The organism is Microbacterium awajiense (genome assembly GCF_039536545.1).
GTDB classification, from domain to species: domain Bacteria; phylum Actinomycetota; class Actinomycetes; order Actinomycetales; family Microbacteriaceae; genus Microbacterium; species Microbacterium awajiense.
The window spans coordinates 113204-128540 of record NZ_BAAAYU010000005.1 but is presented as its reverse complement, the minus strand read 5'-3'; the positions used below and the strand labels follow the sequence as shown (position 1 = coordinate 128540).

The 15337-nt window shown below is 70.5% G+C and carries 13 protein-coding genes and 1 pseudogene; 5 read left to right on the top strand and 9 right to left on the bottom strand.

From position 1 onward, the window contains the following. Window positions 1–35 precede the first annotated feature (35 nt). Both ABD663_RS07395 and ABD663_RS07390 read right to left on the bottom strand, forming a co-directional pair. A complete protein-coding gene (locus ABD663_RS07395; protein ID WP_344737332.1) occupies window positions 36–2036 on the bottom strand; it encodes an alpha/beta hydrolase in 2001 nt (666 codons plus the stop codon). A 159-nt stretch (window positions 2037–2195) separates the two neighbouring features. Beyond that, window positions 2196–3113, bottom strand: coding sequence for a Bax inhibitor-1/YccA family protein (locus tag ABD663_RS07390; protein WP_344740185.1), 918 nt, complete (start codon window positions 3111–3113; stop codon window positions 2196–2198). A gap of 144 nt (window positions 3114–3257) precedes the next feature. On the opposite strand from ABD663_RS07390, the gene ABD663_RS07385 reads away from it, so the two are divergent. The 3 genes from ABD663_RS07385 (at window position 3258) to ABD663_RS07375 (ending at window position 7125) form a co-directional block, all read left to right on the top strand. After that, on the top strand, window positions 3258–4274 hold the full coding sequence (locus ABD663_RS07385; protein WP_344737331.1) for a glycerophosphodiester phosphodiesterase family protein: 1017 nt from the start codon (window positions 3258–3260) through the stop codon (window positions 4272–4274). 74 nt (window positions 4275–4348) lie between these two features. Beyond that, entirely contained in the window at window positions 4349–5980 is a 1632-nt protein-coding gene (locus ABD663_RS07380) for an FAD-dependent oxidoreductase (RefSeq protein WP_344737330.1), read from the top strand. 179 nt (window positions 5981–6159) lie between these two features. Next, window positions 6160–7125: a potassium channel family protein gene (locus ABD663_RS07375; RefSeq protein WP_344737328.1), complete on the top strand. Its 966-nt coding sequence runs from the start codon at window positions 6160–6162 to the stop codon at window positions 7123–7125. A gap of 9 nt (window positions 7126–7134) precedes the next feature. Here ABD663_RS07375 and ABD663_RS07370 read toward each other — a convergent pair whose 3' ends face one another. Together ABD663_RS07370 and ABD663_RS07365 are read right to left on the bottom strand one after the other, a co-directional pair. After that, entirely contained in the window at window positions 7135–7515 is a 381-nt protein-coding gene (locus ABD663_RS07370; protein WP_344737327.1) for a hypothetical protein, read from the bottom strand. Between the two features lie 9 nt (window positions 7516–7524). Then, window positions 7525–10773: a M36 family metallopeptidase gene (locus ABD663_RS07365; protein ID WP_344737326.1), complete on the bottom strand. Its 3249-nt coding sequence runs from the start codon at window positions 10771–10773 to the stop codon at window positions 7525–7527. A gap of 227 nt (window positions 10774–11000) precedes the next feature. On the opposite strand from ABD663_RS07365, the gene ABD663_RS07360 reads away from it, so the two are divergent. After that, entirely contained in the window at window positions 11001–11513 is a 513-nt protein-coding gene (locus ABD663_RS07360; protein WP_344737325.1) for a DUF421 domain-containing protein, read from the top strand. Window positions 11514–11555: 42 nt separating this feature from the next. On the opposite strand, the gene ABD663_RS07355 is transcribed toward ABD663_RS07360, so the two are convergent. Next, window positions 11556–11738, bottom strand: a complete 183-nt coding sequence (locus tag ABD663_RS07355) for a hypothetical protein (RefSeq protein ID WP_344737324.1) — start codon at window positions 11736–11738, stop codon at window positions 11556–11558. Between the two features lie 205 nt (window positions 11739–11943). Here ABD663_RS07355 and ABD663_RS07350 point away from each other — a divergent pair, with 205 nt between their 5' ends. After that, window positions 11944–13131 (top strand): zinc-dependent alcohol dehydrogenase, encoded by a 1188-nt coding sequence (locus ABD663_RS07350; RefSeq protein ID WP_344737323.1) that lies wholly within the window; start codon window positions 11944–11946, stop codon window positions 13129–13131. A gap of 15 nt (window positions 13132–13146) precedes the next feature. Here ABD663_RS07350 and ABD663_RS07345 read toward each other — a convergent pair whose 3' ends face one another. The 4 genes and pseudogenes from ABD663_RS07345 to ABD663_RS07335 form a co-directional block, all read right to left on the bottom strand. Then, complete coding sequence (locus ABD663_RS07345) at window positions 13147–13338, bottom strand: hypothetical protein (RefSeq protein WP_344737321.1); 192 nt, start codon at window positions 13336–13338, stop codon at window positions 13147–13149. A gap of 46 nt (window positions 13339–13384) precedes the next feature. Further along, window positions 13385–13576: pseudogene (locus ABD663_RS15625) on the bottom strand (class I SAM-dependent methyltransferase); the annotation flags it as partial. Window positions 13577–13581: 5 nt separating this feature from the next. Next, window positions 13582–14253: a TetR/AcrR family transcriptional regulator gene (locus ABD663_RS07340; RefSeq protein ID WP_344737320.1), complete on the bottom strand. Its 672-nt coding sequence runs from the start codon at window positions 14251–14253 to the stop codon at window positions 13582–13584. Then, window positions 14237–15271 carry an epimerase gene (locus ABD663_RS07335; protein ID WP_344737319.1) on the bottom strand — a complete coding sequence of 345 codons (1035 nt, stop codon included), beginning with the start codon at window positions 15269–15271 and terminating at the stop codon, window positions 14237–14239. Before ABD663_RS07335 ends, ABD663_RS07340 begins: the two co-directional genes overlap by 17 nt. Window positions 15272–15337 lie beyond the last annotated feature (66 nt).

The following is a 15337-nucleotide window of genomic DNA, read 5'->3' as shown; positions in this document are numbered from 1 at the left end:
CCGACGCTAACCGCCGACGGATGCCACGACCAGACTCACAGGGAGAGAAGCCCCCGTGCCAGCAGCCAGATCGCGAAGCCGAGGGAGATCAGCGCCGAGATCGACAGCAGCACGCGATGCACGAGTACGCCATCGTCGATGATCCACTCCCGCACCAGCACGGCCACCAGCAGGATCGAGGTCACCACTCCTGCGAACGGCAGCACGAGCAGCGGCCACACGCCCGGCGGCAGTCCGAACGCGAGGACGAGCGGGTCGGCGGTCGCCAGCACCAGCGCGATGCCGATCGCATACGCCAGGTTGAAGGTCGCGGCGAGCGCGGCGAGGACGATGCCGGCGGGAACCTCGCCACCGCGGCGCATCCGTCGGCGTACTCCGATCACGACGGCGTACACCACCGTCGCCGCGAGCGCCAGCAGCGTCAGCGCGAGCAGGACGGCGGTGACCGGGTTGCGCACATCGCGGCTCAGGCTGCTGACCGCCGGGTTCGGGTCGACGTCGGCGGTCGTGAGGTAATCGATCTGCACAGGGCGGGTCAGGCACGACGCCGACGGGGCGAAACCGGGCTCGCGGATGAACTGGCGGGCGACCGCCGCTGCGCAGCGGCTGACGTCGGTGGACCACACCGCGGCATTGCCGGCGCGCGGGAAGGTCAGCACGCTCGGGTCGGTCAGACCCTCGGCTGCGGCCTCGGCCCACGGCAGCGGGTCGATCGGGTCGAAGCCGCCGACGGTGATCAGCGTGGGCACGTCGCTGGTGACGACGGCGTTGACTCCCTCCCCGGCGGGTGGCACGTCCCAGGTGGCGCACTCCGCGAACGGGTCGACCGCACCTTCGAGGTGGCGCGCGAACGGGTCTGCCGCGAAGGCCTCGGCCACGAGCGCGGGATCGTTGAACGGCACCTCCTCGGCGCAGTCCACCGACAGCCGCAGGCCGACGGCGCCGTACCCGAACCGGTCGAGGGTCGGCTGCAGGATCGGCGCGAAGGCATTCGTGTTGCCCTCGGCGATCTGGTCGATCGCGAACGGCAGCGCGGCGACGAGCTCAGCCGATGCGAGCGCGTCGCGCAGCACCCATGACAGGACGGTGTCGTCGACGCGAACGGTCAGCGGTGCGCCCGTCGTCGGGTCGGCGGCGGCGACATCGAAGGGGTCGGATGCCGCGGAGTCGAGCACGTCGGCCAGGGTGCGGTCGAGGTCGGGGTGGCGCTCGTCGCAGTCGTCGTCGGCGGCGCAGTCTGCGAAGAGGTGGGCGAGCGCGGTGGAGAAGTCGGCGGGCACCAGCTCGTAGCGGGGGAGCTGCGGCGCGCTCGCGCCGTCGAGCACCACCGATCGCAGATCGTCGGGTGCTCCGCGCATGATGCGCATCGCGAGTCGCGATGCGTCGAAGGCGCCGTAGAGGTTCCAGGTGCCGATCTCGAGCGCCGAGCGCAGCGCGGCGACGTCGGCCGCGGCGGCGCCGTCGCCGTAGGCGGCGAGGTCGATGCCGTCGGCGATCAGGCGCTCGCGGCACGCCCCGACCTGGGTCAGCCACCGCTCGGGGTCGAGGTCGAAGACGCCGTCGGCGACGAACGACGACAGGCCGGTCTCGGGGCACGCGAGGGTCGGCTCGGACAGATCGTCACCGCGGCGGGCGAGCAGGATGACGTCGCGCTCGTCGGAGGCCCAATCACCCGACTCGAGGAAGTGCGCGAGGGTGTCGACGTCGAAGAAGGGAACGATGAGGGGGTCTTCGCGCGGCGCGACGGAGGAGGCGGCGATGACCGCGTACGGCAGCTGGATGACGCGCTCGGGGTCGGCGTCGTCGCTGCGACGCTCGGGAACGGTCAGGATGCCGCACGTCACGCGGTCGCGCGATGCCGCGGGCACCTCGACGGGGCACTCGGCACGCTCGGTGGTGTCGGGCGCGTCGGCCGAGATCGGGGCGATCGATCCGACCGCTGCGACCTCCGGGACGACCGCCACCGTGCCGGCGGCGACGAGGAGCGCGGCCATCGCCGCGCGCACGATCGGGCGGAGCGTGCGGCGATGAGTCACCCTCGAAACTATACGGAACGTGAGAGGCAGCGATCTCGATACGCGCTTCGCGCACTCGATCCCCGCTGACGACGAAGGGGGCCGCCCGAACGGGCGACCCCCTTGACACTCATCCGGTGGTCGAGTGCCGCCGCGCAGCGGCGGTGTCTCGAGACCGCGTCAATTCGATCCGCGGAGGATCGCGAGGATGCGCAGGATCTCGATGTACAGCCAGACGACGGTCACCATGATGCCGAAACCGCCGAGCCAGCCGTACTGTCGCGGGGCGCCGTTGCGCACACCGCGCTGGATCGAGTCGAAGTCGAGCACGAGCGAGTAGGCGGCCATGATCACGACGAAGATGCCGATGAGGACGCCCCACGGGATGCCGAACAGGAAGCTCGGCTCGCTGAGCAGGCCGAACGCGTTGTCGCCGACCGGCGTGAAGAACATCAGGCCGAGGTTGATCAGCGAGAAGACCAGGTAGCCGATCATCGCGACCATGAACACCTTGGTCGCACGCTTGGACGCGCGCACCTTGCCGCTGGCGAAGAGCGCGAGGGTCACGCCGACGACGGCGAGCGTCGCGAGCGTCGCCTGGAGGACGATGCCGGGCCAGATCATCTCGAAGAAGGCCGAGATGCCGCCGACGAACAGACCCTCGAACGCCGCGTAGCCGAAGATGAGGCCCGGGCGGATCTTCTTGCGCGAGGTGAAGATCACCACGAGCGAGAGCACGAAGCCGCCGATCATGCCGATGATCCACGGCAGGATGTTCGGGCCGGTCGTCGGTGAGACGGTCGACATCGTCCACACCCAGCCGACGGCGGCGGTCACGAGCAGGATCGCGAAGAGGCCCACCGTCTTCCAGACGGTGTCCTCGACCGTCATGCGGTCGGTCTCGACGGCGCCGGCTGCGGGGGCGGCGTACATGCCCTCGAGCTGCGCCTGCGCTGCCGCATCCGTCGCCATGTGCGACGTCGTCGCGGCCTGCGTGGGCGCGCCGAGACCGGCGGCCTGGGCGCCGCCGGGGTAGCTGCGAACGGCCTTCTCGTCCTGGAAGGCCGGATTGTTGAATGCGGGGTTGTTGAGGGCCACTGCTCTCACACTCCAAAGTCACGTCGGGCAGCAGGAATGTGCTGTCGCTCAACGATATCCGAACCTCGCCCCCAACCGTCAGCAGGGGGCTGTGAGCATTCCATGAACGGACGGGTCGGCGGGAGCCGCGGGTAGCCTGGGCGGGTGCCGCGTCGGACCCCGCTCGTGATCGGACACCGGGGTGCGCCCGGCTATCGCCCCGAGCACTCGCGCTCGTCGTACGCGCTCGCCCTCGCCATGGGGGTCGATGCCGTCGAGCCCGACGTCGTGCTCACCCGCGACGGCGTGCTGGTCGTGCGGCACGAGAACGAGATCTCGGGCACGACGGATGTCGCCCATCGCCCCGAGTTCGCCGACCGCCGCACGTCGAAGACGATCGACGGCACAGAGCACGTCGGCTGGTTCACCGAGGACTTCAGCTGGGCCGAGCTGTCGACGCTGCGGTGCCGCGAGCGGCTTCCTCACCTGCGGGCGACGAGCGCCAGCTTCGACGACGCACAGCCGGTGCTGCGCCTGCGGGACGTGCTCGACCTCGTGCGCGTCGCATCGCTCGAACAGGGTCGCGAGATCGGCGTCGTCCTCGAGATCAAGCACGCGACCTATTTCCACTCGCTCGGATTCGACGTTCCGGCGATCGTGGCCGCCGAACTCGCCGCAGCGGGGTGGGCCGACGGCGCGCTGCCGCTGACGATCGAGTCGTTCGAGTCGACCGTGCTGCTGCGGGTGCGCGAGCACGGCGTCGTCGGCACCTGGATCTACCTGCTCGAGGCATCCGGTCGGCCCTTCGACCTCGTCGCCGCGCTCGGCAAGGCATCGGCGCCGACGTACAAGCGCACCGCGTCACCTGAGGGGCTCGACGAGATCGCGGGCCTCGTGGACGGCATCAGCGTCGACAAGAAGGTGATCCTCGCCCCCGATCGGCTCGGGCGCGTCACCGGTCCGAGCCCCATCGTCACCGACGCGCACGCGCGCGGGCTGCGGGTCTTCACCTGGACGTGCCGCCCCGAGAACGCGTTCCTCGCCGGCCAGTTCCGTTCGAAGGCGGGGGACGCCGCCCTCGGCGACTGGCAGGGGGAGTGGGGGGTGATCCGCGATGCGGGCGTCGACGGCGTCTTCGTCGATCACGCCGACCTCGGGGTCGCGTTCTTCGGCGCGGGCTGATCAGGCCGCCGCGAGCCTGACCCTGCCGTTGCCAGGTTGCCCCGTGCCCGGCCACCGGGGGCTAGCGTGTCGTCGTGGACGCCGCGAAGCAACACCTCATCGCTCCGGAACTCACCGATGCCCAATGGGCGCGATTGACGGCGCACGCTCCCGTCGAAGAGGTCGCCGTCGGCGATTACGCGTTCCGGTCGGGTGACCGCCGATACGATCTGATCCTCGTCGAGACAGCCGAGGTCGAGATCGTCCGCGACGCGCTGAAGTGGGCGGACGAGGTCGTGATCACGACAATGGGTCCGCGCTCGTTCGCCGGCGAGCTCGGCATCCTGAACGGTCAGGGCGCCTTCCTGTCGGCACGCGTGACGAAGGCGGGCGCCATCAGACGGCTCACCCGCGCCGCGCTGCGCCGCATCATGAACGAGGACGACGAGCTCTGCGACATCATCCTGCATGCGCTGTGGGCGCGGCGGGACACGCTGCGCGCCGGGCCGGCGGCCATGACCCTCAAGTTCGTCGGCCAGAGCGGCGAGAGCGACTTCCTCGCACTGCGGCGGTTCGCCGAGCGCCTCGATCTCGTCCACGTCGCGCATGCGCTGCTGCCGGCCGACGAGGGGCGCATGCTCGGTCACGAACTGACCCGCGACGACCTGCCGGTCGCGTTCATCCAGGGCGAGCCGATCCCGCGGGCGACGCCGGGGATCGTCGCCGAGCAGCTGGGGCTGAGCTATGAGTCGGAGTCGGATGAGATGGTCGACCTCGTCGTCATCGGGGGCGGACCGGCAGGACTCGCGGCCGCGATCTACGGCGCATCCGAGGGGCTCGAGACCGTCCTGCTCGATGCGATCGCTCCCGGCGGTCAAGCCGCGGCGACGTCGCGCATCGAGAACTTCCTGGGTTTCCCGTTCGGGGTGAGCGGCGGCGACCTCATCGGTCAGGCGTCGCTGCAGGCGCTGAAGTTCGGTGTGCGCGTGCACGCGCCGTGCGAGGCGGTCGCGCTCGAGACCGTCGACGGGGGACTCGCCGTGGCCCTTGCAGACGGGCGGGTCGTGCCGACGCGCGCCGCGATCGTGACGTCGGGGGCCGCGTACCGGCGGCTCGCGCTCGAGCGGTGGGACGAGTTCGAGCGCGCGGGGATCTACTACGCGGCGACGCCGCTCGAGCTGCGGCAGGTCGCCGGGGCACCGGTCGTCGTGGTCGGCGGCGCGAACTCGGCCGGTCAGGCGGCGTTGTACCTCGCCGCGAACGGCTGCGACGTCACCCTCGTCGTGCGCGGACGCAGAGTCGGCGACCGCATGTCGTCGTACCTCGTCGACCGGATCGTCGAGGACCCCCGCATCCACCTGCACACCGGCGCCAACGTCGTGGCGCTCGATGGCGGCGGCGCGCTCGAGTCGGTGCGCCTCGACACCGCCGGCGAGGTCGAGGCTCGCGCGCTGTTCTGCTTCATCGGCGCGGAGCCTGCGACCGGCTGGCTGCAGGGCCTCGACCGTGACGCCGACGGCTTCATCCGCACCGGCACCGACATCACGATGCAGTCGCTCGACCGCTGGCAGGGGCTGGGCCGCGAGCCGTTCCCGTTCGAGACCTCGACCCCGCGCATCTTCGCCGCCGGTGACGTGCGACGAGGCTCCATGAAGCGCGTCGCCGCCGCCGTGGGCGAGGGGTCCAGTGCCGTGGCATCCGTCCATCGCGCACTGGCGCTGGCGTGAGGAGAGATCGGTGACCAGGGCGCGATCGACACCGTCGACCTCGCCGTGCCGCCCTCGGGCGCCCGCCGTCGCCCGGCCCGCGCGGACGCGTTCCCCGGGATCGGCGCACGCAGCCGGCCTCGCGCTGACACAATGTCACCGCGGCGATCCGATGCGCCGCGCGCGATGAGGGAGGCGCCATGGACCGGACCGAGCGCAAGGAAGAACGCGTCGAACGACGCGCGGAAGCACGGTCGGAGCTGAAGGATCCGGCGTACGAGATCTTCATCGGTGTGCTGTCGCTGCTGTCGATCGTGAACATCGTGCTGATCTACGTGTTCTACGACGATCCGTCGATGCAGACGGTGCTGCAGGTGATGAACGGCCTGTTCAGCCTCATCTTCCTCGGCGACTTCATCTTCCGCATGGTGACGGCCGAGAAGGCGTCGCGCTACTTCTTCCGCCTGTGGGGCTGGGCCGATCTGCTGGCGAGCCTGCCCCTGCCGCAGCTGAAGATCCTGCGCATCTTCCGTCTGCTGCGCGTATACCGCCTGCTGCGCGAACTCGGTCCGCGCACCGTGGCGCAGCGTCTGGTTCGCGACCGCGCCGACAGTGCGCTGATGAGTCTGCTGCTGATGGGTGTGCTCGTGCTGCAGTTCGGCAGCCTCGCCGTGCTCGCGGTCGAGAAGGACGCCGAAGGTTCGAACATCACGACCGCATCGGACGCCCTCTGGTACACGGTCGTCACGATCTCGACGGTCGGCTACGGCGATCAGTACCCGGTGAGCCAGGTGGGCCGGCTCATCGGCGTGCTCATCATCGTCATCGGCGTCGGCATCTTCGGTACCTTCACCGGCTACCTCGCGAACGTGTTCCTCGGCCCCCGCAAGGACGATGACGCCGCTTCGGACGGCGAGCCGGGGGCGCCGTCCGCCGAGCAGCGCGCGGAGGTCGAAGACAAGCCCCACCCGGCCAGCCGCGGCGTCGCCGCCGGTGCGGCATCCGGTGCCGTGGCACGCGGGGCGAGGGAGGCGGCGGATGCCGCAGCCGAGGACGAACTCGAAGACGCGGTCGCCGAGGCGGCCGCGCGTGAGGCGCGCCTGCGCGAGCTGCTGGCACGCTCGGAGGAGACGATCGCCGAGATGCGCGAGCTGCTGCGTCGGTAGTGCTCGCCGTCAGCCGGCTGCCTCGACCTCGAGGGTGATCTCCCACTCGTCGCCGCGGATGACCGAGCGGCCGGGTTCGACGGCCCGCACCTCCCACTCGCGGCCGTCGGCGGCATCCACATTCACCTGCTCGATGAGAAGCGCCGAGGTGCCCTCGAGCTGAGGTTCGGAGGTGTCGGATGCCGGCAGTCGCAGCGTGGTCGTTTCGTCGATCTCCATTGTGAACAGCGCCCCGTCGTCGGCGGGGCCGACCCGCCTCGGGATGGGCTCGGCCGCGACGACGGTCTCACTCGGGCTGCTCTCGTCCGACGGCGATACCCCGCCGCCGGACGAGCAGCCCGCCAGCACGACGGCGAGGCTGAGGATCACAGCCACCCGTCGCACCGGCATCCACCCCCCTCAGTCCCCACTCTGGGTGGCGATGGTCTCGATGATGTCCTTCTGCGCCTTGATCTGCGCCGACGTCGAGGCGGGGTTGACCCGCACCAGCTCGGCGGCCAGCATCACGGCGCCGAAGGTGCTGTCGAGCGACCCGTTGCCGTCGCTGTCGACCGGGGTCGACAGGCTCACCGAGCCGTTCGCGAAGTTCAACCACGCACCGAGCAGGTGCTGATCGAAGATCACGTCGGCGGGCGACTTGGCCGGGTTCTGCAACACGAGGGTCGCGGCCGCGCGTGTCGAGGCATCCTTGTGCTCGTCGAACACCAGGCTGAAGTAGCCCACGATGTCCAGGTAGCACTGCAGCTCGGCGGGCGTGAAGTCGTTCGGCTTCTTGTCGCGGTACTGGTTCTTCCACCAGCCGTGGCCCTTCGACACCGTCGCGTTGCCGGTGACCACGACCGCCGCCGTGTCGGTGTCGGAGACCCCGCCGTCGTCGTCGGTCGTCGTGACACCCAGCTCGTAGAGGCAGGCATCCGCGTAGGTGTGGGCCGACTCGAGGTCGACGTCACGCGGCTGCACGCTCGGCGACTTCAGCGGATCGGCCGCCGGAGGATTCACCAGCGAGGTCTCGGACGAGGTGGTGCCGTCACCCCAGTCCCACTCGATCGTGAGGTCGTCGCTGCCCGGATCGGTCGCGTTGGCCGGCACCGAGAGCTCCTCTCCCGCCTCGAGGATGAACGCGCTCACGCCGTCGTAGACCTCTTCGGCCGACGTGTCGATCGTCGCCGTCGGGTCGACGTTGGCGACCACCGCCGGCGACGTGGAGCAGTTGTCGGTCGTGTCGTCGTCGGCGGCGCACACCTCGACGGTGAACGTGCCGTCGTCGCCGTACTGGTGGTCGACCGAGAAACTGAGCGTCGCGTTCGGGCGCACGTTCTCGAGCGTGCCGCCGAGCGCGACCGCACCCGCGCCGTCGTCGAAGTCGATCGTCGCCGTCAGCGGGTCGAGCCAGCCGGGATCGGTGACCACTCCGCTGACGGTGACGGTGCCGAACTCGTCGACCGGCGTGATCGCGTCGATCGTGACGACCGGTGCCACGTTGGCGACGGTGACGGTCGAGTTGTCGGTCGAGACCTGCCCGAACTCGTCGGTCACGCGCAGCCCGATCGGGTAGACGCCGTCCTGCCCGACCGTCGTGAACATCGGCGTCACGCCGGTGGCGTCGTCGTACTGGCCGTCGTCGTCGAGGTCCCACTCGAGTGAGACGATCGCTCCCGCGCTCGGGTCGGTGCCTGTGACGCTGCCGCTGCCGTCGAGCGCGACGTCGACGCCCTCGTCGGTGCTGTAGGGGCCGTTCGCGTCGGCCGTGGGCACGCACTCCGGCGGCACGTCCTCGCTCGCCGTCGGAACCGTGTCGAGGCCGCCCGTCGAGCCGGTGCCCAGGTCGCGTCCGGCGAAGGCCGACCAGATGAGGCACGCGTTGTCGCCGCCGTCGGCGGTGAGCAGGGCGTTCCGCGCATCGATGTAGGTCGGGTTCGCCGGTGTCGCCTTCATGCCGTCGAGCACGAGCGTCGCCAGCGCCTCGGCGCCGCCGGGGAACTGGGTGCGGATGTCGTAGATCGTCGCGGCCCAGATCTCTCCGTTGCCGTGACCGCTGCCCGAGTTCGTGTTGTACGACTGGTACGAACGGGTCGAGATGTCGTATCCCACCGACCGGATGCCGTTGACCTGGTCGCCGGTGACGTACTCGCCGACCACCGCGTCGTCCCACTTCAGGAACGAGATCACGTCGCTCCAGCCCTCGCCGAGGGCGCCGCGCTGATCGCCGCCGTTGTAGCCGAGGTTGCCGCCGCCGACGAGGCGGCTCGACACGCCGTGGCCGTACTCGTGGGCGATGACGTCGCCGTCCATGCTGCCGTCGCGGAACGGACGGGTCGGCGCCCACATGTACATCTGCATGCGCGGGCTCGCGCCGTCGGCGGGTGTGCCGAAGTTCGCGTTGTTGAGGCACCGGATCGCCTCGTCGTCACCCGGATCGGGCGTGTCCTTGTCGTCGACGCAGCCGAAGTCCCAGCCGTCCTGCGCCTCGGCGAGCACCGGGTCGCCCCCGCTGCCGCCGCGACCGAAGTTGTCGACTTGGAAATTGCCGCTCGCCTCATCGAACCCGTGGCCGTACAGCCAGTCGTGCATGACGTTCGTGTAGTAGAACAGCTGGGTGATGATCGCGTCGCGATCGGCGTCCAGCGCCGCGACCGAGGTCACGTCGGCGGTCGTGCGCCAGGCATCCGTGAACGTGTAGTCGAAGTGCTGGTACTCGGGATCGCCGCCTGCCGGCGTCTGCGGCTGGTACTCGTTGTTCGCGTCGTCGTCGTTGCGGTCGAGGTACGCGTTGACGTTGTTGCCGCTGGTCGTGCGGTCATCGACCCATGAGCCGTCGAGCCCGGTGAACGGCGTGATCTGCTGGGCTGCGCCGGCCGCTTCGGGATGCTCCTCCTGGATCACGTTGCCTTCGGGGCCGGCATGCGCGTAGCGGCTCTGCTGCTGGATGATCGCGCCCGTCTCGGCGTCGACGACGGTCTCGAACCACGCGGTGCCCGACGATTCGATGTCGGTCAGCCATGCCAGCTGCAGGCTCTTGCCGCCGTCGCGCGGGAACCACACCAGTTCGGCGGTGACGTCGTTGGCCTCGGTGAGGTTCTCGGCGTACACGTTCTCGTACGAGCGCTCTTCGGCGGCCGTCGTGTCGGCCTCGATGAGCTCGCGGCTCGGCTCGGCGTCTTGGGCTTCGGCGGCGGCATCCAGTGCCTCATGCGCGGTCAACTCGGCGGAAGCGTCGCCGCCCGCGGCCGAGACCAGAAAGCCGGCGACCGATGCCACACTGCCGTCTTCGGCGACGACGACCGTCATGACCGCGTCCTTCACGCGGATGCCGTCGACCTTCTGGCCGACGTGTACCGCGGATGCACCCGAGGTGAGAGCCAGCGTCTTCTCGACGAAGAGTTCGCTCACCTGGGCTTGTCTCAGGCCGACGGCCCCCGTGTAGGCGCCGAGGTAGTCGACGGCGATGTCGGCGGGTGCGCCCTTCGCCGGCTCGGTGAGCGGGCCGGCCATCGGGTCGGCGACGACCCGTCCGGTCGTCGGATCGGCCGGGTTCGGCGGCGGATCCTCGGTCTGGGCGAGCGCGGGTGGGGCCAGACCCCACAGCGCGAGTGAAGCCGCGAGTGCGGCTCCGAGAGCAGGCGAAACAGCGCGAGTACGTATGGACATGACCCCCCAGGTCCCATCTGCGACCCGTACGCCCGGCAGCGTCCCCCGGCGGTAGCGCAACTTACGGTCGCTCGCGGGCCACACGATAGACCCGTCGGCGGCCCGGTACAAGACCAGTGGTGTAAGCCGTCGCCGGGCCCGACGCCCGCGAGGGTCCAGCCAGGAGCGTCCGCCAGCCCGGGCGCAACCCCGTTTCACGACGGCGGTGCACGACGTACGGTCGCGGCATGTGGTTCGACAGCTGGTCCGATGTCCTTCGCGTTCTGCTGGTGGGAGTGGCGTCCTACGTGTTCCTGGTGACGGCGGTGAGGGTGTCGGGCAAACGCACCCTCGCGCAGCTCAACGCGTTCGACCTCATCGTGACGGTCGCGCTCGGTTCGACGCTCGCGACGATCCTCCTGAGTTCGGACGTGTCGTTCGTCGAGGGTGCGGCCGCGCTGACGCTTCTCATCGTGCTGCAGGTGGTCGTCGCGCTCGCCGGTGCCCTCTGGCGGTGGATGCGGAAGGCCACGACCGCTGAGCCGTCACTGCTCCTGCGGGACGGACGGATGGATGAGAGCGCCCTCCATCGGCACCGGGTCGCGCGCGCCGATGTCGAGCAGGCCGTCCGTCAGAGCGGTCGCGGCGATCTCAGCGATGTGGCGGCTGTCGTCCTGGAGAGCAACGGTCGCATCAGCGTGATCGGCCGGGATGCGATGGGCGACGGTTCCGCGCTCGGCGCGCTGGTGTCGTCCCGCTGACCGGGCCCTGTCGGCGGCCGCGCTGCGTGTGCGCGACCTCGCTTAAGCCTGCTGACCTGCCGGGCGTTCGTCGTCGTCCGTCTCGTCGGCGTGCTCGGCGATCGCCGCGTCGTCCAGCTGCGCGGGTGCCTGGTGCTGGAGATGCGTGCGGTCATCGCCCGGGTCGCCGGTGCCGGCGTCGTAGCCGTCGCTTGCGGCATCCGTCGTGATGTCGTCGCGGTCCATCGTGCTTCTCCGATCTCGGGCGAGGATCGCCCGCTCGTGCAAGCCTGCCGGGCGCCGTCTCGCGGTGCGAGGGGGTTGACAGCGGTCGATGCGGATGCCGCAGGATACGCGCAGTCCGGGGCGATGGCCACCCCCGCGCGGTGCCCGTCCCGCGCGCCTAGCTTGGCGCTACGCGACACCGACCGACAGGAAGCGAGCGGACACGATGAAGGCATTGACCTGGCAGGGGAAGCGGAACGTCACCGTGGAGACGGTTCCGGATCCGTTCATCGTCGAGCAGACCGACGCGATCATCCGCGTGACGTCGACGGCCATCTGCGGCTCCGACCTGCATCTGTACGAACTGCTGGGGCCGTTCCTGGATGCCGGTGACATCCTCGGGCACGAGCCGATGGGCGTGGTCGTCGAGGTCGGCAGCGACGTCACCAGCCTCGCCGTCGGAGATCGGGTGGTCGTGCCGTTCACCATCGCGTGCGGCCACTGCTTCATGTGCCGGCGCGGACTGCAGTCCCAGTGCGAGACCACGCAGGTGCCCGAGTACGGCAGCGGCGCCGCGCTGTTCGGCTATACGAAGCTCTACGGCCAGGTGCCGGGAGGGCAGGCCGAGTACCTGCGGGTGCCGCTGGCCGACTACAACCACATCCGCGTCGGCGACGACCTGCCCGACGATCGGTACCTGTTCCTCAGCGACATCCTGCCGACGGCGTGGCAGGGGGTCGAGTACGCGAACGTGCCCGACGGCGGAACGCTCGTCGTAATGGGCCTCGGCCCCGTCGGCCAGTTCGCGGCGCGGATCGGCGTCGACCGCGGCCTGCGCGTATTCGCGGTCGACCCCGAGGCGGTCCGTCGCGAGATGGCGGAGCGGCACGGCGTCGATGCCTTCGACCTCACCGACGGCATCGTCGACGAGCTGCGCGACCTCACCGACGGGCGAGGCGCGGATGCCGTCGTCGACGCCGTGGGTCTCGAGGCGCACGGCAACCCCGCCATCAAGGCGGCCCAGTCGGCGCTCGGCGTGCTGCCGGATGCGGCCGCTCGACCCCTGATGGAGACGGCGGGCATCGACCGGCTCGCCGCTCTGTACCAGTCGATCGACGTGGTGCGCCGGGGTGGCACGGTCTCGCTCAGCGGGGTCTATGCGGGCGACGCCGACATGCTGCCCATGAAGACCCTGTTCGACAAGCAGGTCACCCTGCGGATGGGGCAGTGCAACGTCAAGCGCTGGATCGACGACATCCTGCCCCGCGTGGAAGACGACGCAGATCCGCTCGGCGTCATGGACCTCACCACGCACCGGGTGCCCCTCGGCGCGGCGCCCGAGATGTACGAGACCTTCCAGCAGAAGCAGGACGGCTGCGTCAAGGTGGTGCTGAAGCCCGGCGCGGACGGCTGAGCGCAGCGCATCGGGTCAGCGTCGCCGCGTCCCGGACACGCTGGTCGCGCAGCCGAAGAAGTGGCTGCGGGTGCCGACCTCGAGCTGCGGATGCCGCGCGAAGGCCTCGGTCGAGCGGCGGCCGTCTCGGTACGCGGCGAGGTAGCGGTGCAGCATCCGGTACTCGGTCGGGTCGGCCGCGAGCAGGGTGCCGGCGACCGGCACCACGCACCGCAGGTAGAGGGCGTAGCCGAGCCGCAGCAGCCGATGCGGCGGCTCCGTCGACGGTCTCGGCGGGCGCTGCGTCGTCGACGAGTTCGACCAGCTGTCGTCGCCATCGCGCCGAGAATCCGAGCGAGAGCACGACGTTCATGCGGTCGTACGAGCCCGACATGCGATCGAACAGGCTTCGCACCGCGTCGGCGTCGTAGAGGTCGAGGCGCGTGGGGCGCGGCCGAGTCGCCATCAGGGTCATGTGCGCACCTCGTCGACCAGCGACAGCAGGTCGCGCAGGGTGCCGCGCAGCAGCGGCAGTCGGGCCAGCGGCAGCACTCCGCCGAGCAGCTTCAGCCCGCGGTCGAGCAGTCGGCGCGTGCGGCGCCGGTCATCCGACGGGTCGTAGACCCAGAACAGCGCGAGCAGCAGGTAGCTCACCACGAGGGCGCGGGGGAGCAGCCGGCGGATGTCGTCGGGAACTCCGGATGCCGCAGCCCCTTCGACCGCCTCGGTGAACAGACCGAGGGTGATCGCCATCGCCGGGGCCGACTCGGCCGACAGCGGGTTGAGGGGTGACCGGGGCGACACCGCCGCCGAGAGGAACTCGCCGGCGTGGGCATGGTACGGCTCGAGCTGGTCGAGGCCGGCCGAGTACACGATGCGCAGCCGCTCGATCAGGCGCGTCTCGCCGGCCAGCTGGGGATCAGCGGCCGCGCGGTGCGCCTCTTGCACGTCGAGGTAGAGCTCCTGCACGAGGTGGTTCTTCGACGCGAAGTGGTAGTTCGTGACGCCCACCGACAGCCCGAGCTCGTCCGCGATCGCGCGGATGGTCGTGGCGTCGTACCCGTTCTCGCGGAACGAGTGCAGCGCCGCCGCTCGGATGCGCTGACGCGTGCGCTCGCCCTTGGTCTCACGCGGCTTCGGCATGGTGGGGTGTCCTCTCGGTGCGGTCGGCGCCGACGGCGTGGGCGTCGACGGCGCCGCGAAGAGCGCCCTCGAGGTCGGGGTGCGAGAAGGCGAAGCCCGCGTCCGTCAACCGCTCCGGCATCACCCATCGGCTCTTGAGCACGAGTTCGGGCTCGGTGCGCAGCAGCCACATCGCGGGCTCGAGCATCCAGCGTGCCGAGGGCAGTCCGATCGGCGCGCCGACGACGCGGCGCAGCGTGCGCATGAGCGTGCGGTTGTCGGTCGGATGCGGCGACGCGAGGTTGACCGGACCCGCCAGCTGATCATCGTCCCGCAGGAAGCGGATCGCGCGCACGGCGTCGTCGAGGTCGATCCAGCTGACCTTCTGGCCTCCGCGCGTGCGGTACCAGGGTGCTCGATCGGGTCCGGTCGGATGCTCGCCGATGCCGCGGTAGCGGCGGTGCGGCGGAGCCCAGCCGTCGTGCTGGGAGCCGGCGAGTCCGAGACGCGCCAGGGTGAGCAGCATCCGGGTCGCCGGTCCGTCGCCGATGACGATCGCCATCCGCAGCGCGACGCGCCGGGTGCCGGGCAGCTCGCCCGCGAACAGCTCGCGCTCCCACGCGGTCGCGACGTCGACCGAGAAGCCCTCGCCGCGCTCACCGGTCGACTCGGTCTGCGGGCGGTCCGTGGCGTGGCGGTAGATGGTGGCGGTCGAGGCGTTGAGCCAGACGCGGGGCGGATGCTGCGCCCCGGCGATCGCGCGGTGGAGCGCACGCGTCGTGCGTACGCGGGAGTCGAGGATCTCGTCGCGGTTGCGGTCGGTGTACCGGCAGTTCACCGATGTGCCCGCGAGGTTGACGACGACGTCAGCGCCGTCGACGGCGCGTGCGAGCGCGGCCGGGTCGTCCCACGTGGTGGGGCCGCTGCGGCCGACCAACTGCAGGTCGTACCCGTCGGTGCGGAAGGCGTCGGCGACGGCGCGGCCGACGAAGCCGGAGGCGCCGGCGATCACCGCGACGCGGCGTGGGGACGGGGGCATGCCCCGAGGGTACTACAAAGCTGAACGTGTTCAGAAAAGTGCGAAGCGCCTCGCAGTCGTAGTCTC